The organism is Pseudomonas sp. NPDC089743, assembly GCF_044748785.1.
In the GTDB taxonomy this organism is placed as follows: Bacteria; Pseudomonadota; Gammaproteobacteria; order Pseudomonadales; family Pseudomonadaceae; genus Aquipseudomonas; species Aquipseudomonas putida_X.
Window position 1 is genome coordinate 1 of the sequence record NZ_JBIVGS010000012.1, and the last position, 21,573, is coordinate 21,573.

Consider the following 21,573-nt stretch of genomic DNA (forward strand, 5'->3'; position numbering starts at 1 on the left):
TTATTGGCCTGATAACTGGCCACCCAGCGTCGAAGCAGACTGAAATCGATACCGAAGTGTTTAGCCACCTTTCGGAAACCGTTGCTGCCATCCAGGTAGGCTGTAATCGCTGTGAGCTTGAATTGCTCGGTGTACTTACCCATAGATCCCCCAAGGGTTGGATTGGTGTCCAACTTCTTGGGGGCAGTCCAAATACGGCGCAAGCCTCAAGAACTGCCGCGGCCCAGTGGGAGCCGGCTTGCCGGCGATTGGGCCGCGAAGCGGCCCCGTCGATCGATCAGGCTGGCACAGCTTCCCGCTCCAGCATCGCCTCGCGGCAACGGGCCAGCTCTGCGATGGTCAGCACTGGCAGGTTGTACTGGCGGGCATACACCGCCACCTGCTCGCCGCGGGCCATGCTGCCGTCGGGGTTCATCAGCTCGCACAGCACCGCTGCCGGGCGCAGGCCCGCCAGGCGAGCCAGGTCCACCGAGCCCTCGGTATGGCCGCGACGGGTCAGCACCCCGCCATCACGCGCCCGCAGCGGGAATACGTGGCCGGGGCTGACGATATGCCGTTGCTCGGCCGTCGAGCGCAAGGCTGCTTCGATGGTGGTGATACGGTCCTGCGCGCTGACGCCGGTGCTCACCCCCTCAGCCGCTTCGATGGTCACGGTGAAGCCAGTGCCGTGGCGAGCCTGGTTGTTCGGCACCATCGGTGCCAGTTGCAGGGCATCGACCGTGGCTTCGTCCAGGCACAGGCAGACGATGCCGCTGCAATCGCGAATCATCATGGCCATGGTCTGCAGCGACAGGTTTTCGGCGGCGGCAACGATGTCTGCTTCGTCCTCGCGGTCGTCATCGTCGAGCAGCAGTACGGGACGGCCGGCCTGGAAGGCGGCGACGGCAGCGGACACATTGGGGAATTGCTGGTGATGCTTGGGGGACATGAAACGCTCCTCGTGAATGATCGATGAACGTCTCGGGGCGAACAAAATGCGCGCGCAAGGGCGCCCTGATGGCCCTTGCCTGACGCCTTCTTTCATCCGGACTATGACCGTCGGCTCTGGAGTTGCACCAGATCTGCTGACCCCCGGCATGGCCGGGGCGCTCGCGGGCTCATCTTTCGATTTACCGCCGGTGGGGACTTTCACCCCGCCCTGAAGACCGGGCAAGCATACCGCACAGTGCTACCCTGCTGACAAGCCGATGATCTGCGACCTTCGGCGTATCAGGGGTGATCGGCTCATGCAACGGCTTCGAGGATATGCCCCAGATTGCCGGCGGCAAGCCCGCCATTACTGATGCGGCGAGGGTGCCGTGCAGGCTTAGCGAGACATATCCTCGATTACGCGTTGCAATGAAGCCGGCAGCATCGGCCCATGCCCAACCCCCGTCAATCGCTCGAAACGCACCTGCAACCCCGGCACCTTGGCCAGGTCCGCCGCCAGCTCTCGCATCGGCCGCTCCACATCGCCTTGCAGCGGTGCCCGCGGGCTCACCGGCTCCTCGCTGCCGCGCATCAGCAAGAGCGTCGGGTGGTTATCACCCATGCGCTCCTGCAAGTTCAGCGCTTGGCGAACGATCGCCCCGTCGTGCCACCATAACGATGGGCTGGCTGCCACATAGTGGCTGAACGCTCCAGGCCGGGTGAACACTGCATGCAACACTGCCAAACCGCCATACGAGTGCCCCCACAGGGTCTGCTGCTGCGGGTCGATGGGCGCTGCGCCGGCCACCATCGGGCGCATGCGTTCGGTAAGCAAATCCAGGAATGCATCCGCGCCACCGCTGGGCAGGTGGGTCAGCGGGTCGCGCTGTTCTGCAAGCCCGGGGATGGCCGGTGTGTAGTCGTAGGTACGGCCTGTTCGCTCGATGCGCTGCTCGGTCTGGTACCCAACCGCCACCAGTAGCGGTGCCTGGCCCGCTGCGAGTCTGCCCAGTAACGCACTGTCCAGGGCACCGAGTGCGGCATTGCCGTCGAGCATCCACAACACCGGGTAACCTGCGGCGGGTGCCGGGCGCTGCGGCTTGCCGATCCATAAGCGGTAATGGCGCTGGCCATCGGCCGAGTCCAGGTCCAGGTGGCTGAAGCGGTAGGCCAGGTCTTGGCGCTGCAGCAGTGAAGTGTCCATCTGCTGCTCGCGCTGCGGCTGTGCCAGGGCAACCGGGGCGGTAAGGGCCAGCGCCAATGCCAGGGACAGGGTGATCTTGCTCATCAGGCGCCTCATCAATGCTTTGCAAGGAGCGCAAGGCGGAAGGGCTCAGATGATAATCAGTCCTGATTGAGCGTAAAGCGCATTAACTTTCTAAACATTGCGAAGCAGCCGGCAGCAACAGGTGCAGGCAAAGCCCGGGGTGACCATTGCTGGCCCACAGCCTGCCGCCTTGCAGTTCGACCGCGCGGCGGGCGATGGCAAGCCCCAGGCCGAAACCTGCGCCGCTGTCGGGCAAGCGCTGGTAAGGCTTGAAGATGCGTTCGAGTTCAGCGTGAGGCACGCCGGGGCCTTGGTCACTCAGGCGCAGGTGCCAGCAGTCGCCCTCGCGCCAGCCATCGAGGCTGACCCGACCATCGGCAGGCGAATGGCGGATGGCATTGCGCATGAGGTTTTCCAGTGCCTGGGCCAGGCTGTCCAGATGGGCCTGCACCACGCATTCCACGCCGAGCGAGCAGGGTAGCCGTGCACGGTCCCAGCCGCTTTCGAAGCAGGCGTCCTGGCATAAGGCTTCCCACACGGAAAGCATCAGTACCGGTTCGGTGCGTAACTGTGGTTGCTCAGTGTCCATCCAGGCGAGGTCCAGGGTGTCCTCGAGCAGCTTCTGCATGTCGTTGACCTCGTGCCCCAGGCGCGCGCGCAACTGCGCGGGCGACAAATCACTGTCGTGGGCGATGCGCAGCCGCGCCAGGGGCGTACGCAGTTCGTGCGACAGGGTACGCAGCAGCAGGCGTTGCTGCTCCAGGCTTTGGCGCAGGCGCCCGGCCATGTGTTCAAAGGCCTGCGCCAGTTCGCCCAATTCATCGCGGCGATCCTGCAGGGGCAGGCCGGGGCTGTCCAGGTCGTCTGCGCGTAAGGCGTCGGCGCGGTCGCGCAAGCGGTTGAGCGGTGCCACCAGATGCCGATAGATCGCCAGGCCCAGTAACAGCGCCAGCAGTGTGGGTGCTACGCCGTGAGTGATGACGTGGGTCCAGGGGGTCAGGCCGGTGGGTAACAGGCGCTCGGGCAGTTGCATTACCAGGCGGCCGCGCTCTGGATGCAGCGGGAACTCGATGCTGACGTAGGGCAGCTCATCCTGCAGGCGCCGGCTCATCGGCCAGTCAGGCTTGCGCATGAAGGTCAGGCGGCTGGCCTCGTCGGCATCCAACGGCGTGGTGCCGAGGCTTTGCAGGTGCGGCCCGATCAGTGCTGCCCAGGTGTTCTCGGCGTGCTGCAGGTGTTTGCGAAAGGCCTCGGCCCCGCTCGCCCCCCCTTGCTGCCAGGCCTGTTCAGCCTGCTGCGCATAGCGCGCCAGATAGTCCTGGTCGGCCTGGGACAGAAAATAACTGCTGCGCTCCACCGACAGGCCCCAGGTCCAGATAAGCCAGGTCAGTAACAGGCAGAAGCTGACTTGCAGCGCGGCCAGCTTCCACAGCAAGGGGTGGCGGCGCATCACAGGCGTTCCGTGTCGACCAGGATGTACCCTTGGCCACGCACGGCCTGTATCTGTACATGCTGGGCACCGATGTCTGCCAGCTTGCGGCGCAGGTTGCACACATGTACGTCCAGCCCGCGGTCCAGGCGGGTGTAGGCGCGGTGCAGTACGGTCTGGTAGAGAAAGGCTTTGCTCAACGCCTCGCCGGGGTGGGCGCTCAAGGTGGCCAGCAAGCGAAACTCAGAGCCCGTGAGGCCGGCAGCCTTGCCGTGGTGAACGACATCCTGATGGTCATGGTCGAGCATCACCTCGCCGGCGTCGGTTGCTGCTACCGGCCTGCGGTCAAAGGCCACCCGGCGCATCAGGGCATCGACCCGCGCGTCCAGTTCCGCCAGGCTGAAGGGCTTGGGCAGGTAGTCGTCCGCGCCCCGGGTAAAGCCACTGATGCGGTCCTGCTCGGCGCCCAGTGCCGACATCAGCATCACCGGCACTGCCTGCTGGCGGCGCAATTCGTCGAGCAGGCTAAGACCGTCCAGGCCAGGCAGCATGATGTCCAGCAATACCAGATCGAAGCCATCGTGTTGCACCGCGTTCAACGCCTGCGGGCCGGTGGCGCAGGCGTTGACCAGAAAGCCCCGCTTCAGGAAGTGGCGCTGGAGGTCCTCACGCAGGCGTGGGTCATCTTCGACGAGCAGGAGTGAGGTTGGCATGGGCGGTCTTTAATGAGAATTCGTATCAGTTGGCGATCATCCCATTGCATGCAGGCTAAGGGCAATCACCCCGTGGCGGGTGCATGTGTTAAGAAGGTTAATCCTGCTGCACCCCCCGTTTTCGTCCGGTATCGTTCGCAAAAAGCAACGTATGTCGTTTGCGATTCAATATCATTTGGGCGAAGGTGTGCCATGAGCAGTTTCAAAGGTGTGGGGAGCCCGCGACGGGCGCGGGGCTGGCTGATGCTGGGGTTGTTGGCGCCGTTTTCATTCTCGGCATTGGCCGAAACGGTAGCCAATGAGGTCGCTGCGGACAGCTCGCTCGACCTGCCGGCACTGACCATCGAAGGCAACCGCCTGTACGACATGCTGCCTTCGGAAGAAACCGGCGGTTACAGCGTCGACGCTGCCACCGTCGGCACCAAGACCCCCGCGTCGCTCAAGGAAATACCGCAGTCGGTCACTGTCTACACCCAGGACTACGTCAAAGACCGCCAGTTCGTGCACCTCGATGACCTGGCCAAGTACACCGCTGGGCTGCGCACCCTGACAAACGATAGCGGGCGCTCGTCGATCTATGCCCGTGGCTACGAGTACAGCGAGTTCAACATCGACGGCCTGCCGGCGCCCATGGCCAGTATTTTCGGCACCGTGCCGTCGCTGGCGGCCTTCGATCGTGTGGAGATCATGCGCGGCCCGGCGGGGTTGTTCAGCAGCACCAGCGAGCTTGGCGGTATCGTCAACATGGTGCGCAAGCGCCCGACCGCCGAATTCCAGGGCCACGTCGAGGCCAGCTACGGCACCTGGGACACCAACCACGAAGAAATCGACCTGGGCGGGCCGCTGGATGATGCAGGCCGGGTGCGTGGGCGCTTCGTGGCCTCGCGGGATGACACCAATGGCGAGGTGGACTACAACGCCAACACCAGCAACAGCTACTACGGCGCGCTGGATATCGACCTTGATGACGACACCCAGCTGTCATTCGGCCTGATTCACGAGGTGAAGAACATCACCCCGCACAACGGCTACCCGGCAACCCTGTCTGGTGAGGTGCCGGATTTCAGCCATTCGAAGTTCCTCGGCGCTGACTGGAACTACTTCGATGGCAAGACCACCGACCTGGTTGCCGAGTTGACGCACCGCTTCGACAACGGTGGTTATGGCCGTATCGCCGCACGTGGCTCGCACCGCGACACGGACTACCTCTATGCCTTTACCGCCACCAATGCCACCACCGGTGCCAACTCCGAGCGTGCCAGTGCCCGGGACTTCACCCAAGACACCTACTCGCTGGACGCCAGCTACAGCCAGCCGTTCGAAACCTTCGGCCAGGTCAGCGAATTCGTGGTGGGTACCGACTACAAGAACTACGACACCGAGTACCTCAACGGCACCACCAACCTGGGGGGCATCAACGTCGGCAGCTACTCGCCGACCCAGTTCGCCAAGCCGTCGCCGAACTACAGCACCGAAACCGGCATGCAGGAGGAAGAGTACGGGCTGTACTCCAAGGTCACCTTCCGCCCGGTCGAGCGTTTGGCGCTGATTGCTGGTGGCCGCTTCAGCTGGTATCGCGGTGATTTCTACACCACTACCCTGAGCACGGGTTCGACTGTCGATGATAACAAGCGCGTGGATGGGCGCTTCACGCCGTACGGTGGCGTCGTCTACGACCTGACCGATACCCATGCGCTGTATGCCAGCTATTCGCAGGTATTCAAGCCGCAATCAGACACCGACAGCAGTGGCCGGGTGCTCAAACCGCGTGAAGGCGAGCAGTATGAGTTTGGCCTCAAGAGCAGTTACTTTGGCGGCGACCTCAATACCCGCGTCTCGGTATTCCGTTTGACCGACGAGAACCGCGCCAGCACCGACTATGACGAGGATGGCGTAGACACCGGGTTTTCTGTCGCATCGGGCAAGACGCGGGTGAAGGGTGCCGAAGTGGAAGTCAGCGGCAAGCTGACGCCGAACTGGGAGGTGCTGGCGGGCTACACCTGGATGGAAACCGAAACCCTCGACGGTGATGCCGAAACCACCTTCTTCATCATGCCGCGCAACCAGGCGTCGCTGTGGAGCAAGTACACCATCAGCCAAGGGCCTTTGACCGGGCTGGCCATTGGTGGTGGCGTCTCGGCGATGAGCAACTTCCATTCCGAGAACGGCGGCGTGCGCATCGATGCGCCGGGGTACGCCACGGTGGATGCGATGCTGTCGTACCCGGTTACCTCGAAGCTGACGGCCACCTTTAACGTCAACAACCTGTTGGACCGTGATTACCTGTCGCGGGTGGGGTCGACGTCGACGTTCAACTTCTATGGGCCTTCGCGCAGCATGATGGTTGGCGCGCGTTATGATTTCTGACGTATTTTCCAGGAAATTGTCAGATTTTTACCGTTGCTTGTAGTCCATTTCTGAAATAGCTTGTTCCCGCCTTTTCGGCATTGCGGTGCTTTTCTCTGCGGCCTAGTCTGGGCCCGTCGTTGCCAAATCAGCGACCGGGCCTGCAAGCCCGCAGACGATTCAGCGCTATCCGGAGTGCCGCGTGTCGGCAGCTTCGGCCAATGGTGGCTGCGTGCTGGAGATCTTCGGATCTGCCGGTTTTCGTCTGTCCGGTCTTGCAGCCTGCACGCAGCCGCCACCCATCAAATGCAAGTGATGTCGTGGTGGTCCATGAGGACACAGACGAGATTACATCATGCTAAAAATTGTCCCCGATCCGCCCCGCGATTCCCATTCCCTTGAAGACACCCTGATCCAGGCCACGGACTATGCGCTGTGCGCCACGACCGTTGTGCACCAGGCACTGCTGCTGCATCCCAAGTCACCGGCATCGGTTTTGATGATGACCTCGCTGCATGAAATGGAGGCGTTACGGGTTTTGCTCGAGTCGGCGCTGATCCAGGTGCAGATGCCCACAGGCCCTCGGACCTTGCATTAGGGCTTGGAAGATTTGCCGCTTGCACCGGCCTCATCGCCGGCTTGCCGGCGATGAGGCCGGGCCGGCCAGCGCAAATTTTAAGGAGATTGAAGAATGACCACTGGCACAACCAGGTTCGACCATAATCGGCCTGATGGATGAGAAACCCATGATGATCTGGGCTTCGCATTACCTCAGTGCCATGGCCAAGGCGCTGATGGATGATGCCGAGCTGGGCATGAAGCATTAAGAGCAGGCATTAAAAAGCCGGCTTGTGGCCGGCTTCTCGGGGACGCTTCCGGCTAATTTATGGTAAGCCGCAACCGCCTTAACTGGATGGCCATCAAAGGCCTGAAAAAGATGGCGAACGTTCGTGTGAAACGTTGCCGAGCCCTCTGGCCTGCGGCTTGCGCCGGTCGGGGCTGAATGTGGCGCGTAGCATACAAGGGCCTGCTCAGGATGCCCAGCAAAAAATGGCACAGTGTGTTTCATTCAGGGCGTTGCCGGCAAAAATGCGACCAGTGGAACACCCAGCCGAGTATCTCCAAGTGCTGTGCCTGGCGCTGGGCCGGGGTGAAGCGTTCCACGGTGTAGTTGCGCCTGTCGTGACTGTGCAGGCACAGGATGCCGTTGTGGCCGAGGCTGAGGCTGTTCACCCGGAGGGTGCCATTGTGCAGCAGGGCATAGGTTTCACCGTCCTTGACCCGGGTCTGGCTGACGTCAATGGCCACTATCGCGTCGGATGGAACCCACGGCGCCATGTTTTGGCTTGGCATGGCCAGGCAAACGACACTATCCATTCCAACGCCCAAGGCCTGCAGCGCTTCAAGCGGCAGTTGCAGGTACTTGCCCTCCAGCGCGACGAGCTTGCCGTCGTGCACTTGCTGAAATGGCACCTGCAACAGCCGGGTAGCCTGGGTCGACAGCAAGGAGAGCGCATTACCAGTATCAGAGGCGGGCTGCAGGGCGCGGCTGCGCAGGATCGAACTGGGGTGTTTGGGGCCTTCGCCACAGCGCAGCCAGCGCCGATGTACGCAGAACAGGTCGGCAAGTTCGTCCAGGCGAGCCAGGGGAATGCCGCGCTTGAACCAGTTGTTCACGTGCTGGGCCGTCAAACCACGCTGGGCGGCGAGATCGGCAGGGGTCAAGCCACACTCGTGGAGGAGGGCCTTGAGGCGGTCACCGGAGGTTTTCATGCACCGGAGTGTACCGGCGGTGTGCCAGTAGGGATACGAACCAGGTGTTGACGTGACGTGTACGAAAATCGCCTAGGTGTAGGATCCTGGATTAGGACCTTGTAGGATTTTTTGCCACTGCGGCACGCACAAAAAACCCCGCCGAAGCGGGGCTTGATGCAAACGGTATCAGCCCTTGTAGGCAGCAACCGATTTGGTGATCGCGGCGCGGGCGGCGTCGGCGCCTTCCCAGCCCTCGATCTTGACCCACTTGCCCTTCTCGAGATCTTTGTAGTTCGCGAAGAAGTGCTCGATCTGCTGGATCAGCAGTGCTGGCAGGTCGGTGTATTCCTTGACGTCGACATACAGCTGCGACAGCTTGTCGTGCGGCACAGCGATGACCTTGGCGTCGCCGCCGCCGTCGTCGGTCATGTTCAGAACGCCGACCGGGCGGGCACGGATGACCGAACCAGGGGCGACCGGGTAAGGGGTAACCACCAGCACGTCCAGCGGATCACCGTCGTCGGCCAGGGTGTTTGGAATGAAGCCGTAGTTGGCCGGGTAGAACATCGGGGTCGCCATGAAGCGATCGACGAACAGGGTATCGCTATCTTTGTCGATTTCGTACTTGATCGGCGCGTGGTTGGCCGGGATCTCGATGGCGACGTAGATGTCGTTCGGCAGGTCTTTGCCAGCCGGAATCTTGCTGTAGCTCATTGGGCAGTGCCCCCGTGTTTGATCAAAAAAGTGGCGGCGATTATAGGCACATTCGGCCAGGGCATGCCACGTCCCACCTGATGCGCGGGCGCATCAGGTGGGGCTTTGGCGATAGTCAGGGTGTTCGTCCTGCAACCGCGTCAGGCGCGCCAGAGGGTCCTGGCGGTAGAACAGCGACAGTTGCCGGTACACCTGTGGATAAGCTTGCTGCAAAAGGTCGGGCGCGCTGAAGAAGTACTCGCTGGTGACGGCGAAGAACTCTGCCGGGTTTTCGGCCGCATAAGGGTCGATGGCCGTTTGCGCTTCAGGGTCGGCGTCCAGCTGGCGGTTGAGGTCGTCATACGCCTGCTGCATGGCCGTGGCCCAGGCTTCGACCTGCATGTCGCTGTGCAGCGGTGGCAGGCCATTGGCATCGCCATTGAGCATGTCGAGCTTGTGCGCCAGCTCGTGGATCACCAGGTTGTAGGCTTCCCAGCCGCCGCTGGCCAGCACCCCGGCCCAGGCCATGATCACCGGGCCCTGCTGCCACGCCTCGCCGCTGTGTTCACCATCCCAGACATGCTCCACGCCACTGGCGTCGCGGTGGCGCTGGGGGCTTTTGAAGTCGTCCGGGTAGAGGATGATCTCGTGAAAGCCCTGGTACCAGTTGAGGTCCCCCAGGTGCAACAGCGGTAGTTGAGCCTGGGCAGCCAGGAACAGGCGTTGCTGATCATCCAGCTCGACGCCGGGCAGGGTGGTCAGGTGCTTGTCGAGCAGGAACAGGATGCACGCATCACGGAGCCGACGGTCTTCATCGTCGCTGATGCCATCGAGCATCGGCAGGCGTTCACGGATCGCCTGCCATTGCTGTGGGTCGACCGGGTAGCGCGCCAGGGTTCGCTTGCGCCGCCAGGCGCTGAAGGACCACATGGCGTTGGTCAGTGTGCCTTGGCGGTGCGGCCCAGGCGCCCGCGCAGCAGGCCTAGGACCATGGGCACCAGCGACAGGAAGATGATGCCGACCACCATCAGCGAGAGGTGCTGCTTGATGAATGGCACGTTGCCGAAGAAGTAGCCGAGGGTCACCAGGCCGCCGACCCACAGCAGCGAGCCTGCAACGCTGAAGGCCAGGAAACGCGGGTAGTGCATGTGGGCGATGCCAGCGACGAACGGTGCGAAGGTACGCAGGATTGGCAAGAAGCGTGCGAGGGTCACGGTTTTGCCACCATGGCGTTCATAGAACTCATGGGTGCGCTGCAGGTAGTCACGGCGGAAGATTTTCGAATTGGGTTTGTTGAACAGCCGTTCACCTGCCGTTCGCCCGATCACGTAGTTGGTACTGTCACCCATGATTGCCGCGGCCATCAGCAGGCCGGCCAGCAGTACCGGGTCCATGCCGCCACCGGCGGCCACAGCGCCGGCGATGAACAGCAGGGAATCACCCGGCAGGAAGGGCATCACCACCAGCCCGGTCTCGCAGAAAATCACGGTGAACAGGATCGCGTAGATCCAGGGGCCGTAATTGGTGACCAGCAGATCAAGGTAGGCATCGAGATGCAGGATGAGGTCCAGCGGGTTGAAATCCATGTACAGCACCTGTGTTCTTGACCCGCAGCGACGGGCGAGCGGACGAGCGGTAGGGTAAATTTTCAGACATGCCAGGAGCGGGCATTATACGGCCAAGTGGCGAGGATGCCCGGAGAGTTTGTAGCGGGGGGTTACTGAGGCGGCCTTTACTGGCCCGATCGCCGGCCAGCCGGCGCTCGGGCCAGTACGGGTCAGTCTTGGCTGATCGGCAAAATGTAGCTTTCGAACTCGGTATCTTTGCGAAAACCGATGGATTCATAGGTCCTCTGCGCTACCTCGTTGTTGGCGCTGGTCGAAACCCGCATGCGCACGGCCTGGGTGTCCTTGGCCATCTTCTTGGCCTCACGGATCAGATGGTCGGCCACCAGCATGCGCCGTGAGTCTTCGGCCACATAGATGTCGTTGAGAATCCACACCCGCTTGAGCGACAGCGACGAGAAGCTCGGGTACAACTGGCAGAAGCCCAGCAGTTTGGCATCGTCATCGTCCGGCAGTGCCAGATAGATGACCGATTCGTCGCGTTTGAGGCGCGTTTCCAGGAATTTGCGCGAGCTGTCCGGGTAGGGCAGTTGCCCATAGAACTCACGGTATCGGACGAACAGCGGGGTGAGCAGGTCGAGGTGTTCCAGGGTTGCCTTGATGATGCGCATGTGCGGCCCTCAGAGTCCATTTGGGAAATAGCGAAATGCCAGCAGCTTTCAATAGCATGCTGCCCAATGCAGGCTAGAAGCGCAATCCGCCGTCCGTGACATGTTTTTTACCCTTCACCGAGTAGGAAATTACCTTTTTGGCCAGGGGTGTTTTCACTGTCGAGGGTATGGACCTGCGCTTCGTCCTTTAAATTCACACCAGACAGCTGTCGGCGGCAGGCCTCGCGCATCAGGTATAGCAGGCGGTGGGCGGCCATGCCGTAGCTCAGGCCTTCGAGGCGAACGTTGGAGATGCAGTTGCGGTAAGCGTCGGTCAGGCCCACCTTTGGCGCGTAGGTGAAATACAAGCCCAGGCTGTCGGGTGAACTGAGCCCGGGGCGCTCACCGATCAGCACCACCGTCATGCGCGCCCCCAGCAGTTGGCCCACTTCGTCGGCCACGGCCACCCGGCCTTGCTCCACCAGCACCACCGGTGCGCTGGTCCAGCCATCGGCGGCGGCCTGCTCCTCGAAACGGGCCAGGAACGGCAAGGTATGGCGATGCACGGCCAGTGCCGAGAGGCCGTCGGCCACCACGATGGCAAGGTCGCAGCCGCCAGGGTTGGCCTGGGCGTGCTGGCGCAACTGTTCCACCGAGTGCTCGTTCAGGCGCCGCCCCAGGTCGGGGCGTTGCAGGTACTGGTGGCGGTCGCTGGCAGCGCTGTGCAATACCAGGCTGTCACGGCCGCGCTGCTTCAATTGTTCGGCCAGGGAACAGTGGTCGAACGCCAGGTGCACGGCATCGCGGGCCTGGGCGTGGGCGAACTGGAAGTCCAGCTGGGCGTCGGTTGGCAGGCTGATGCCGCTGCGGCCCAGGGCGATACGCGCCGGGGTCAGGTTGCGCAGGGCCAGCCAAGGGTTTTCGGGGGTGAGTGTCTGATCCATGGTCACCTCTATGACAGTTGCGCCAAGGCCTGGCGGAACGCCGGTGGCAGGTTGTCGCCAAAGCGCACCCGGCCATCGGCCTGGGTGAAGATGCCGGTGCGCTGCAACCATGCCTCGAACTCAGGCCCAGGTTTGAGGCCCAGGGTCTGGCGCGCATACAGCGCGTCATGGAACGAGGTGGTCTGGTAATTGAGCATGATGTCGTCGGAGCCGGGGATGCCCATGATGAAGTTGATCCCGGCCACACCCAGCAGGGTCAGCAGGGTGTCCATGTCGTCCTGATCGGCCTCGGCATGGTTGGTGTAGCAGATGTCGCACCCCATCGGCACGCCCAGCAGTTTGCCGCAGAAGTGGTCCTCCAGGCCGGCACGGATGATCTGCTTGCCGTTGTACAGGTACTCGGGGCCGATGAAACCGACCACGGTGTTGACCAGAAACGGCTTGAAGTGACGGGCCACGGCATAGGCGCGGGTTTCACAGGTTTGCTGATCGACGCCGTGGTGAGCGTTGGCCGACAGGGCGCTGCCCTGGCCGGTTTCGAAATACATGAGGTTCTGCCCGAGGGTGCCGCGCTTGAGCGACAGCCCGGCTTCGTAACCTTCCTGAAGCACGTTGAGGTTGATGCCAAAGCCGGCGTTAGCTGCCTCGGTGCCGGCAATCGACTGGAACACCAGGTCCAGCGGCACGCCGCGGTTGATTGCCTCTATGGAGGTGGTGACGTGGGTCAGTACACAGGCCTGGGTGGGAATGTCATAGCGCTGGATGATGGCGTCGAGCATTTCCAGCATCGCGCAGATCGAGGCGGTGCTGTCGGTGGCCGGGTTGATGCCGATCATGGCGTCGCCGTTGCCGTACAGCAAGCCATCGAGAATGCTGGCGGCAATCCCGGCCGGCTCGTCGGTAGGGTGGTTGGGCTGCAAGCGGGTCGACAGGCGCCCGCGCAAGCCCATGGTGCCGCGAAAACGGGTGACCACACGGATTTTCTGCGCCACCAGCACCAGGTCCTGTACGCGCATGATCTTCGAGACTGCAGCGGCCATTTCCGGGGTCAGGCCTGGCGCCAGGGCGCGCAGGCTGTCTTCGTTGGCTTCGTCGCTGAGCAGCCAGTCACGCAGGCCACCGACGGTGAGGTGGCTGACCGGGGCGAAGGCCTGGGCGTCGTGAGTGTCGATGATCAGACGGGTCACTTCATCCTGCTCGTAAGGGATCAGCGCTTCGCTGAGGAAGTGGCTGAGTGGGATATTGGCCAGTGCCATCTGCGCCGCCACCCGCTCGCCATCGTTGGCGGCGGCAACGCCAGCCAGGTAATCCCCGGAGCGTGCGGGGCTGGCTTTGGCCATCACGTCCTTGAGGCTGTCGAAACGGTAGACCAGGTGGCCTACCGTGTGTACGAAACTTGCCATACAGAATCTCCAGAGTGCCGCGGGCGTGCCCGCGGCAGGTGTCGGCGATCAGTGCAGGGCCTCTTCGGCCTTCTGGATCGCGGCGAATTCCTCTTCCGGTGTGCCCGCTACCAAGTGGTGGCGGCTGTAGAACGCAAAGTAGGCAATCAATACTGCATAGATCACTGCAGCGCCAATCACCACCCGTGGGTCGACCAGGAAGCCTGCGACCACGGCGATACAGCCCAGCACCAGGGCTACCCCTGAGGTGAAGATGCCACCCGGGGTGCGATAGGGGCGTTCCATCTTGGGCCGGCGGATGCGCAGGGTGATGTGCGCGGCCATCATCAGTACATAAGACAGCGTTGCGCCGAACACCGCAACCAGGATCAGCAGGTCGCCCTGGCCGGTCAGTGACAGGGCGAAGCCAATGATGCCGGGGATGATCAGGGCCAGTACCGGTGCCTTGCTCTTGTTGGTTTCAGACAGTTTGCGCGGCAGGTAGCCCGCGCGGGAAAGGGCGAAGATCTGCCGCGAATAGGCATAGATGATGGAGAAGAAGCTGGCAATCAGGCCGGCCAGGCCAACCAGGTTGACGAAGCCGCCCATCCAGGTGGAGCCGCCATACGCCTTGGACAGCGCTTCTACCAGTGGGTTACCGGAGGCTTTGAGCGCTTCGGAGCCCGCACCGCCCGGGCCTACCACGAGGATCAGCAGGGCAAAGGCCAGCAACACCAGCATGGCGCCAATCAGGCCACGGGGCAGGTCACGTTTCGGGTTCTTGGTTTCCTCGGCTGCCAGCGGCACGCCTTCTACCGCCAGGAAGAACCAGATCGCGTAAGGGATTGCCGCCCACACGCCGACATAACCGAACGGCAGGAAGCTGCTGGCGCCAACCGCGTCGGTCTGGGCGATGTCGAACAGGTTGGCTGCATCAAAATGGGGCACCATGCCCACAAGGAAGACAGCCAGGGCGATGGCGGCGATGGCGGTGATGATGAACATCAGTTTCAGCGCTTCACCCACACCGAAGATGTGGATGCCGATAAAGACGATGTAGAACGCCAGGTAGATCATCCAGCCGCCAATGCCGAACAGGGACTGGCAGTAGGCGCCGATGAACACCGCGATGGCTGCCGGCGCGATGGCGTACTCGATGAGGATCGCCGTGCCTGTCAAAAAGCCGCCCCACGGGCCGAAGGCACTACGGGCAAAGCCATAGCCGCCCCCGGCGGTTGGGATCATCGAGGACAGTTCGGCGAGCGAGAAGCACATGCACAAGTACATGGTGGCCATCAGCAGGGTGGCCAGGAACATGCCACCCCAGCCGCCTTGGGCAAGACCGAAGTTCCAGCCGGCATAGTCGCCGGAGATCACGTAAGCGACGCCCAGGCCCACCAGCAGGACCCAGCCGGCAGCCCCTTTTTTCAGTTCACGCTGCTGGAAGTAGTCCGAACCGACTTTTTCAAAATCGACGGAAGCACCTGCCGGTGTGCCGGAAGATTGATCGCTTGGCATAGTTTCACCTGTTCTTTTTCTTGGTGGCCGGAAGGGTTCCGGCCCTTGGTGATGGGTACTGCAGGAAGCGAGCCATGGGGCTTCAAGCTTCAAGCTTCAAGCTGCAAGCCTCAAGAAAAAGCAGGTCGGCGGTGTACTCGCTTTTTCTTGCAGCTTGCAGCTTGCAGCTTGCAGCTTGCAGCTTGCGGCTTAGAAAAAGCAGGTCGGCGGTGTACTCGCTTTTTCTTGCAGCTTGCAGCTTGCAGCTTGCCGCTTAGAAGAAGCCCAGCGGGTTGATGTCGTAGCTCACCAGCAGGTTCTTGGTTTGCTGGTAGTGGTCGAGCATCATTTTGTGGGTTTCACGGCCTACGCCGGACTTCTTGTAACCGCCGAACGCGGCGTGTGCCGGGTACAGGTGGTAGCAATTGGTCCATACGCGGCCCGCCTTGATGCCACGGCCCATGCGGTAGGCGCGGTTGATGTCGCGGGTCCATACACCGGCGCCCAGGCCGAACTCGGTGTCGTTGGCGATGGCCAGTGCTTCAGCTTCGTCCTTGAAAGTGGTGACGCTGACCACCGGGCCGAAGATTTCTTCCTGGAACACCCGCATCTTGTTGGTGCCTTTGAGCAGTGTCGGCTGGATGTAGTAACCCGTGGCCAGCGCCCCCTCCAGCTTCTCCACCTTGCCGCCGGTCAGCAGCTCGGCGCCCTCGTCCTGGGCAATCTGCAGGTACGACAGGATTTTTTCGAACTGCTGTTGCGACGCCTGGGCGCCGACCATGGTGTCGGTGTCGAGCGGGTCGCCGCGTTTGATCTGCAGCACCTTCTTCATCACCACTTCCATGAACTGCGGGTAAATCGACTCTTGCACCAGTGCGCGTGACGGGCAGGTGCAGACCTCGCCCTGGTTGAAGAACGCCAGCACCATGCCTTCGGCAGCCTTGTCGATGAAGCTCGGCTCAGCCTGCATGATGTCTTCGAAGTACACGTTCGGCGATTTGCCGCCCAGCTCGACAGTCGACGGGATGATGTTCTCGGCGGCGCATTTCATGATGTGCGAGCCAACCGGGGTAGAGCCGGTGAAGGCGATCTTGGCGATGCGCTTGCTGGTGGCCAGCGCCTCGCCAGCCTCGCGGCCATAGCCCTGGACGACGTTGAGCACGCCGGGCGGCAGCAGGTCGCCAATCAGCTCGACCAGCACGGTGATGCCCAGCGGCGTCTGCTCGGCGGGTTTGAGCACCACGCAGTTGCCAGCGGCCAGGGCCGGTGCCAGTTTCCAGGCGGCCATCAGGATCGGGAAGTTCCACGGGATGATCTGCCCGACCACGCCCAGTGGCTCATGAATGTGATAGGCCACGGTGTTTTCGTTGATCTCGGCGGCACCGCCCTCCTGGGCGCGTATGCAGCCGGCGAAATAGCGGAAATGATCGACCGCCAGCGGGATGTCGGCGTTGAGGGTTTCGCGGACCGGCTTGCCGTTGTCCCAGGTTTCGGTGATGGCCAGCACTTCAAGGTTTTGCTCGATGCGGTCGGCGATCTTCAGCAGAACGTTGGAGCGGTCCTGTACCGACGTGCGGCCCCAGGCATCGGCGGCAGCGTGGGCGGCGTCGAGGGCCTTGTCGATGTCTTCGGCAGTGGAGCGGGGGAATTCAGCGATCAGCTTGCCATTGACCGGGGAGGTGTTGTCGAAATACTGCCCCTTGACCGGAGCTACGAATTCACCACCGATGTAGTTGCCGTAGCGGCTCTTGAAGGAAACCTTCGCGCCCTCGGTACCGGGATGTGCATAACGCATGGTGTGTCTCCTGGTTAATTGTGTTTGTTGAGGAGTTGGAAAGCGTAGAGCAAAGGTTGGGCCAGCGTGGGGAGGGCTAGTTGAATCAATGGCTTGCGCGATTTCTTGATGGGCCTGAAGCGGGCGCTGTACCGGGAACGGCACGCGCTGGGTGACACTTTGTACCGTTTGCGACACGCTTGATTGCGGCACATTGCAAAGCCCGGGCGGGTGGAGGATGCTGGCAGGACGCTCTATCTGCGGAGAACAAAAACCCATGCAGAGCCACCACCTCAGTCGTCATGCCCAGCAAGTGCATACCGTTGCCCACGGCGAAGCCGGGGGGGCCGGCAGCGATCCGTCCATTGCCCGCTCCTGGCTGCGATGCCTGGAGGACTACCATCTGGATCCCGAGGTGCTTGCCGCGCCGGTCGTGCTGGAGCACGGCCGCTTGCTCGAAAGCCGTGAGCGCCTGAACCAGGTGCTGAAAATCGCCGACAGTGAAATGAACAGCCTGCACCAGCAGTTATCCGGTGCCGGGCATGCGGTGCTGCTGACCGATGCGCGCGGTGTCATCCTCAACTGTGTCACTGCACCCAGCGAGCGGCGCATCTTCGAACGTGCGGGGTTGTGGTTGGGCGCTGACTGGAGCGAAGCGCGCGAGGGCACCAACGGCATCGGCACCTGCCTGGTGGAGCGCCAGGCCCTGACCATCCATCAGAACGAACACTTTCGCGGCCGGCACACCGGGCTGACCTGTTCGGCCAGCCCGGTGTTCGACCCTCACGGCGAACTGCTGGCAGTGCTTGATGTGTCATCGGCGAGGCCGGATGTTTCGCGCCAAAGCCAGTTTCATACCATGGCGCTGGTCAACCTTTCGGCAAAGATGATCGAGAGCTGTTACTTCCTGCGCCACTTCGAGCAGCAATGGCTGCTGCGCTTTCACCTGCAGGCCGAGTCGGTGGGGTTGTTCAGCGAAGGGCTGCTGGCGTTCGGCGCCGATGGCCGTATCTGCGCGGCCAACCAGAGCGCCCTCAACCTGTTGGGCACTGTCCGGGGCGGGGTACTGGGCAAGCCGTTGGACATGTTCTTTGCCTGTAACCCTGATGAGCTCTTCAGCCGCGCCATGCCCACGGGCAGCCCGGCCTGGCCGCTGTATACACGAGATGGTCGCCAGGTATTTGCCAGCTTGCGCGGGCAGGCTAAGGCGCCGGTGTGGGCGGTGCCGGCTGGTTTGCCCGAAGCCCGGCCCGAGGCCGCCCCGGGCATTTGCCTGATGGACCCGGCGCTGCAGGGTGATTTCCAGCGGGCGCTGCGGGTGTTCGAGCGTGATGTGCCACTGCTGGTGTCGGGCGAGACCGGTTGTGGCAAGGAAGCCTTTGCCCAGGCCGTGCACCAGGCTAGCCAACGGCGCGGCAAACCGTTCGTGGCAGTCAACTGCGCATCGATTCCCGAAAGCCTGATAGAGAGCGAGCTGTTCGGTTACCGCGGCGGCAGTTTTACCGGAGCGCGCAAGGAAGGCATGCGCGGCAAGCTGCTGCAGGCCGATGGCGGCACCTTGTTGCTCGACGAGATCGGTGACATGCCGCTGGCGCTGCAGACCCGTCTGCTACGGGTGCTGGAAGAACGTCAGGTGGTGCCGATCGGTGGTGAGCCGCAAGCGGTCGATGTGCGGATCGTCAGTGCTACCCACCGAGATTTGCTGGAGCGGGTGGAGCTAGGCACCTTCCGCGAGGACCTGTATTACCGGCTCAACGGCCTGGAAGTGGCAATGCCGGCGGTGCGTGAGCGCAGTGACAAGGCTCAGTTGCTGGATGTCCTGTTGCGCCAGGAAGCGCAAGGCCAGGCCATCGAAATCGACCCAAGCGCCCGCCAGGCGCTGCTGGATTATGCCTGGCCGGGCAATGTGCGCCAGATGCGCAATGTGCTGCGTACGCTGGTGGCATTGTGTGAGCACGGGCGTATCGAGTGTGGCGAGCTTCCCGCCGTCATCCTCAAAAAAGCAGGCAAAAGCTGTAGCGCCCCCCAAGAGTCTGGCACCACCCACAAGGTTGGCACCACCCAACAGGCTGGCACCACCCAAGAGGCTGGCACTCCCCCTGTGGGAGCCGGCTTGCCGGCGATGAGGCCGGCACGGTTGGAGGATGCCGAGCGCCAAGCCCTGTTATCCACACTGGAGGCAAACCGCTGGCACCTGACCCGTGTCGCCGAGCAATTGAATATCAGCCGCAATACCTTGTATCGAAAACTGCGCAAACACGGCATCGCCAGGGGCGTCTGAGCGAAACAGCGGGTGCGATTTCCCGCGCCCTGGGCTACCCTGCCTCGAAGTTTTGCGAGGTCGACCATGCACATTCATATTCTCGGTATTTGCGGCACTTTCATGGGTTCGCTGGCGGTGCTGGCCAAGGAGCTTGGCCACCGTGTGACCGGTTCGGACGCCAACGTCTATCCACCGATGAGTACCCAGCTCCAGGCCCAGGGCATCGAGCTGACCCAGGGCTACGACCCGGCCCAGCTGGACCCGGCACCTGACCTGGTAGTGATCGGCAACGCCATGTCGCGGGGCAACCCTGCAGTGGAGTATGTGCTCAACAAGGGCCTGCCTTACGTCTCCGGCCCTCAGTGGCTGGCCGACCATGTGCTGCAGGGGCGTTGGGTGCTGGCCGTGGCCGGTACTCACGGCAAGACCACCACCAGCAGCATGCTGGCCTGGGTCCTGGAGCATGCCGGCATGAGCCCTGGCTTCCTGATCGGCGGCGTGCCGCAGAACTTCTCGGTCTCGGCACGTTTGGGCGATACGCCGTTCTTCGTGGTGGAAGCCGACGAATACGACAGCGCCTTCTTCGACAAACGCTCGAAATTCGTGCACTACCATCCGCGCACAGCCATTCTCAACAACCTAGAGTTCGACCACGCGGACATTTTCCCGGACCTGGCCTCCATCGAGCGGCAGTTCCATCACCTGGTGCGCACCATCCCGAGCGAAGGCTTGGTGATCCACCCGACCACAGAGCAGGCGCTGGAGCGGGTAATCGGCATGGGCTGCTGGACGCCAGTGCAGACCACCGGCGAGGGTGGCCAATGGCAGGCGCGCCTGCTCAGTGCCGACGGCTCGCGCTTTGAAGTGCTGTTCGAGGGCCAGGCACAAGGCATCGTGGACTGGGCCCTGACTGGCCAGCACAACGTTGCCAACGCGTTGGCAACCTTGGCCGCTGCCCGTCATGTGGGGGTCGTGCCGGCCATGGGCATCGATGGCCTGAGCGCGTTCAAGAGCGTCAAGCGGCGCATGGAGAAGGTCGCAGAAGTGCAGGGCGTGACCATCTACGACGACTTCGCTCATCATCCGACGGCCATCGCCACTACCCTGGACGGGCTGCGCAAGCGGGTGGGCGAGGCGCCGGTAATCGCCATCATCGAGCCTCGTTCCAACTCCATGAAGCTCGGCGCGCACCGTGACGGCCTGCCAGAAAGCGTCAATGATGCCGACCAGGTAGTCTGGTATGCGCCCGCCAACCTGGGCTGGGACCTGGCAGCGACCGCAGCGCAGTGCAAGGTACCAAGCGTGGTCGCCGACAGCCTCGAGGCGATCATCGAGCGGGTCAAGGGTCAGGCGCGGCCGGGCACGCATGTGGTGATCATGAGTAACGGCGGCTTTGGCGGCCTGCACGGCAAGCTGGCCGAGGCCCTGAAATGAGCGGGCCGGAACGCATCACCCTGGCCATGACCGGCGCCTCCGGTGCGCAGTATGGCTTGCGCCTGCTCGATTGCCTGGTGCGCGAAGACCGTGAGGTGCACTTTCTCATCTCCAAGGCCGCGCAATTGGTGATGTCCACCGAGACTGACGTACTACTGCCACCCAAGCCGCAGGCCATGCAGGCCTTTCTCACCGAGTACACCGGCGCTGCCGATGGGCAGATCCGCGTATATGGCAAGGAGGACTGGATGTCGCCGGTGGCCTCGGGTTCCGGCGCACCGGCGGCCATGGTTGTGGTGCCGTGCTCGACCGGCACCCTGTCGGCCATCGCCACCGGGGCCTGCAACAACCTGATCGAACGTGCCGCCGACGTAACCCTCAAGGAACGTCGCCAGCTGATCCTGGTGCCGCGGGAGGCGCCATTTTCGACCATCCATCTGGAGAACATGCTCAAACTCTCGCAGATGGGGGCAGTGATCTTGCCGGCGGCGCCGGGCTTCTATCACCAGCCACAAACCATCGATGACCTGGTCGACTTCGTCGTGGCGCGCATTCTCAACCTGCTGAACATCCCACAGGACATGTTGCCGCGCTGGGGCGAACATCATCTTGGGGCGGACGATTGAGGCGGGCTTTGCCTGCCGTGCTGGCCGTCCTGCTGCTCGACGGCTGCGCCACGGTGCGGACGCTGGATGCCAACAAGCCGGGCGCCCCGGTGGTGTATGCCGGCACCCGGCTGGATTTGTACGTGATCAACGGTGGGTGTTGCCCAGAGGACCATTTCGGGGCTCATGCGCCGGCGTATCCACGGTTGGACCTGCCAGGGAGCATGCTGCTCGATACCCTGCTCCTGCCATTATCGTTGCTGACGGCTGCCGGGATCGGTTTCCAGGCCACTGGCGGTCTGTAATGGCCCCAGCACCGGCTTGCCGGTGACAGGGCCTTACAGGCG

At 62.6% G+C, this 21,573-nt stretch carries 20 protein-coding genes, 1 pseudogene and 1 riboswitch; of the genes and pseudogenes, 7 read left to right on the top strand and 14 right to left on the bottom strand.

What is annotated here, in order from left to right; genetic code table 11:
* The 5 genes from ACIPZC_RS19170 to ACIPZC_RS19190 form a co-directional block, all read right to left on the bottom strand.
* Positions 1–143 (bottom strand): transposase (locus tag ACIPZC_RS19170; protein WP_400625795.1); only part of this gene is annotated, 143 nt, incomplete at its 3' end.
* A 134-nt stretch (positions 144–277) separates the two neighbouring features.
* The gene (gene ribB, locus ACIPZC_RS19175) at positions 278–928 is read right to left on the bottom strand and encodes a 3,4-dihydroxy-2-butanone-4-phosphate synthase (RefSeq protein ID WP_267820662.1); all 651 of its coding nucleotides are present in this window, start codon (positions 926–928) and stop codon (positions 278–280) included.
* A gap of 80 nt (positions 929–1,008) precedes the next feature.
* Positions 1,009–1,150: riboswitch (FMN riboswitch) on the bottom strand.
* 156 nt (positions 1,151–1,306) lie between these two features.
* Positions 1,307–2,197: an alpha/beta hydrolase gene (locus ACIPZC_RS19180; protein ID WP_400628821.1), complete on the bottom strand. Its 891-nt coding sequence runs from the start codon at positions 2,195–2,197 to the stop codon at positions 1,307–1,309.
* 82 nt (positions 2,198–2,279) lie between these two features.
* On the bottom strand, positions 2,280–3,626 hold the full coding sequence (locus ACIPZC_RS19185) for a histidine kinase sensor domain-containing protein (protein WP_400628823.1): 1,347 nt from the start codon (positions 3,624–3,626) through the stop codon (positions 2,280–2,282).
* On the bottom strand, positions 3,626–4,318 hold the full coding sequence (locus tag ACIPZC_RS19190) for a response regulator transcription factor (RefSeq protein WP_241803972.1): 693 nt from the start codon (positions 4,316–4,318) through the stop codon (positions 3,626–3,628). Before ACIPZC_RS19190 ends, ACIPZC_RS19185 begins: the two co-directional genes overlap by 1 nt.
* 192 nt (positions 4,319–4,510) lie before the next feature.
* Between ACIPZC_RS19190 and ACIPZC_RS19195 the strand changes: the two genes are divergently transcribed.
* The 3 genes and pseudogenes from ACIPZC_RS19195 to ACIPZC_RS19205 form a co-directional block, all read left to right on the top strand.
* Complete coding sequence (locus tag ACIPZC_RS19195) at positions 4,511–6,685, top strand: TonB-dependent siderophore receptor (RefSeq protein WP_241803971.1); 2,175 nt, start codon at positions 4,511–4,513, stop codon at positions 6,683–6,685.
* A 334-nt stretch (positions 6,686–7,019) separates the two neighbouring features.
* Complete coding sequence (locus ACIPZC_RS19200) at positions 7,020–7,262, top strand: hypothetical protein (protein WP_241803970.1); 243 nt, start codon at positions 7,020–7,022, stop codon at positions 7,260–7,262.
* 118 nt (positions 7,263–7,380) lie between these two features.
* Positions 7,381–7,491 (top strand): annotated as a pseudogene (locus ACIPZC_RS19205) (DUF3077 domain-containing protein); the annotation flags it as partial.
* A 238-nt stretch (positions 7,492–7,729) separates the two neighbouring features.
* On the opposite strand, the gene ACIPZC_RS19210 reads toward ACIPZC_RS19205, so the two are convergent.
* From ACIPZC_RS19210 to ACIPZC_RS19250, 9 genes are all read right to left on the bottom strand, one after another.
* Positions 7,730–8,437 carry a helix-turn-helix transcriptional regulator gene (locus ACIPZC_RS19210; protein WP_400628826.1) on the bottom strand — a complete coding sequence of 236 codons (708 nt, stop codon included), beginning with the start codon at positions 8,435–8,437 and terminating at the stop codon, positions 7,730–7,732.
* A gap of 168 nt (positions 8,438–8,605) precedes the next feature.
* A complete protein-coding gene (gene ppa, locus ACIPZC_RS19215) occupies positions 8,606–9,133 on the bottom strand; it encodes an inorganic diphosphatase (RefSeq protein WP_003255365.1) in 528 nt (175 codons plus the stop codon).
* Between the two features lie 93 nt (positions 9,134–9,226).
* On the bottom strand, positions 9,227–10,042 hold the full coding sequence (locus ACIPZC_RS19220; protein WP_267820674.1) for a zinc-dependent peptidase: 816 nt from the start codon (positions 10,040–10,042) through the stop codon (positions 9,227–9,229).
* 8 nt (positions 10,043–10,050) lie between these two features.
* Positions 10,051–10,698, bottom strand: coding sequence for a DedA family protein (locus ACIPZC_RS19225; RefSeq protein ID WP_267820676.1), 648 nt, complete (start codon positions 10,696–10,698; stop codon positions 10,051–10,053).
* A gap of 191 nt (positions 10,699–10,889) precedes the next feature.
* Positions 10,890–11,348: an N-acetyltransferase gene (locus tag ACIPZC_RS19230; protein ID WP_012312531.1), complete on the bottom strand. Its 459-nt coding sequence runs from the start codon at positions 11,346–11,348 to the stop codon at positions 10,890–10,892.
* Between the two features lie 107 nt (positions 11,349–11,455).
* Positions 11,456–12,271 (bottom strand): ethanolamine ammonia-lyase subunit EutC, encoded by an 816-nt coding sequence (gene eutC / locus ACIPZC_RS19235; protein ID WP_400628829.1) that lies wholly within the window; start codon positions 12,269–12,271, stop codon positions 11,456–11,458.
* 8 nt (positions 12,272–12,279) lie between these two features.
* The gene (locus tag ACIPZC_RS19240) at positions 12,280–13,674 is read right to left on the bottom strand and encodes an ethanolamine ammonia-lyase subunit EutB (RefSeq protein ID WP_267820680.1); all 1,395 of its coding nucleotides are present in this window, start codon (positions 13,672–13,674) and stop codon (positions 12,280–12,282) included.
* Positions 13,675–13,722: 48 nt separating this feature from the next.
* Positions 13,723–15,171, bottom strand: coding sequence for an ethanolamine permease (eat, locus tag ACIPZC_RS19245; RefSeq protein WP_400628831.1), 1,449 nt, complete (start codon positions 15,169–15,171; stop codon positions 13,723–13,725).
* Positions 15,172–15,424: 253 nt separating this feature from the next.
* A complete protein-coding gene (locus tag ACIPZC_RS19250) occupies positions 15,425–16,945 on the bottom strand; it encodes an aldehyde dehydrogenase family protein (protein ID WP_267820682.1) in 1,521 nt (506 codons plus the stop codon).
* Between the two features lie 256 nt (positions 16,946–17,201).
* Here ACIPZC_RS19250 and ACIPZC_RS19255 point away from each other — a divergent pair, with 256 nt between their 5' ends.
* From ACIPZC_RS19255 to ACIPZC_RS19270, 4 genes are all read left to right on the top strand, one after another.
* Positions 17,202–19,205: a sigma-54-dependent Fis family transcriptional regulator gene (locus ACIPZC_RS19255; protein ID WP_400628833.1), complete on the top strand. Its 2,004-nt coding sequence runs from the start codon at positions 17,202–17,204 to the stop codon at positions 19,203–19,205.
* Positions 19,206–19,271: 66 nt separating this feature from the next.
* Positions 19,272–20,621, top strand: coding sequence for a UDP-N-acetylmuramate:L-alanyl-gamma-D-glutamyl-meso-diaminopimelate ligase (gene mpl / locus ACIPZC_RS19260; protein WP_241803961.1), 1,350 nt, complete (start codon positions 19,272–19,274; stop codon positions 20,619–20,621).
* Positions 20,618–21,247 carry a flavin prenyltransferase UbiX gene (gene ubiX, locus ACIPZC_RS19265; RefSeq protein WP_039603651.1) on the top strand — a complete coding sequence of 210 codons (630 nt, stop codon included), beginning with the start codon at positions 20,618–20,620 and terminating at the stop codon, positions 21,245–21,247. The genes mpl and ubiX overlap by 4 nt, the downstream gene beginning before the upstream one ends.
* A complete protein-coding gene (locus ACIPZC_RS19270) occupies positions 21,244–21,531 on the top strand; it encodes a YceK/YidQ family lipoprotein (protein WP_400628836.1) in 288 nt (95 codons plus the stop codon). Before ubiX ends, ACIPZC_RS19270 begins: the two co-directional genes overlap by 4 nt.
* Positions 21,532–21,573: the final 42 nt, after the last annotated feature.

Bases quoted from the DNA above. Each gene is read 5' to 3' on its own strand.
- eat (WP_400628831.1), bottom strand. From the start codon at position 15,171: ATGCCAAGCGATCAATCTTCCGGCACACCGGCAGGTGCTTCCGTCGAT.
- ribB (WP_267820662.1), bottom strand. From the start codon at position 928: ATGTCCCCCAAGCATCACCAGCAATTCCCCAATGTGTCCGCTGCCGTC.
- ACIPZC_RS19255 (WP_400628833.1), top strand. From the start codon at position 17,202: ATGCAGAGCCACCACCTCAGTCGTCATGCCCAGCAAGTGCATACCGTT.
- ACIPZC_RS19220 (WP_267820674.1), bottom strand. From the start codon at position 10,042: ATGTGGTCCTTCAGCGCCTGGCGGCGCAAGCGAACCCTGGCGCGCTAC.
- ACIPZC_RS19250 (WP_267820682.1), bottom strand. From the start codon at position 16,945: ATGCGTTATGCACATCCCGGTACCGAGGGCGCGAAGGTTTCCTTCAAG.
- ACIPZC_RS19240 (WP_267820680.1), bottom strand. From the start codon at position 13,674: ATGGCAAGTTTCGTACACACGGTAGGCCACCTGGTCTACCGTTTCGAC.
- mpl (WP_241803961.1), top strand. From the start codon at position 19,272: ATGCACATTCATATTCTCGGTATTTGCGGCACTTTCATGGGTTCGCTG.
- ACIPZC_RS19210 (WP_400628826.1), bottom strand. From the start codon at position 8,437: ATGAAAACCTCCGGTGACCGCCTCAAGGCCCTCCTCCACGAGTGTGGC.
- ACIPZC_RS19180 (WP_400628821.1), bottom strand. From the start codon at position 2,197: ATGAGCAAGATCACCCTGTCCCTGGCATTGGCGCTGGCCCTTACCGCC.
- ACIPZC_RS19195 (WP_241803971.1), top strand. From the start codon at position 4,511: ATGAGCAGTTTCAAAGGTGTGGGGAGCCCGCGACGGGCGCGGGGCTGG.
- ACIPZC_RS19185 (WP_400628823.1), bottom strand. From the start codon at position 3,626: ATGCGCCGCCACCCCTTGCTGTGGAAGCTGGCCGCGCTGCAAGTCAGC.
- ACIPZC_RS19230 (WP_012312531.1), bottom strand. From the start codon at position 11,348: ATGCGCATCATCAAGGCAACCCTGGAACACCTCGACCTGCTCACCCCG.
- ppa (WP_003255365.1), bottom strand. From the start codon at position 9,133: ATGAGCTACAGCAAGATTCCGGCTGGCAAAGACCTGCCGAACGACATC.
- eutC (WP_400628829.1), bottom strand. From the start codon at position 12,271: ATGGATCAGACACTCACCCCCGAAAACCCTTGGCTGGCCCTGCGCAAC.
- ACIPZC_RS19190 (WP_241803972.1), bottom strand. From the start codon at position 4,318: ATGCCAACCTCACTCCTGCTCGTCGAAGATGACCCACGCCTGCGTGAG.
- ACIPZC_RS19200 (WP_241803970.1), top strand. From the start codon at position 7,020: ATGCTAAAAATTGTCCCCGATCCGCCCCGCGATTCCCATTCCCTTGAA.
- ACIPZC_RS19225 (WP_267820676.1), bottom strand. From the start codon at position 10,698: ATGGATTTCAACCCGCTGGACCTCATCCTGCATCTCGATGCCTACCTT.
- ubiX (WP_039603651.1), top strand. From the start codon at position 20,618: ATGAGCGGGCCGGAACGCATCACCCTGGCCATGACCGGCGCCTCCGGT.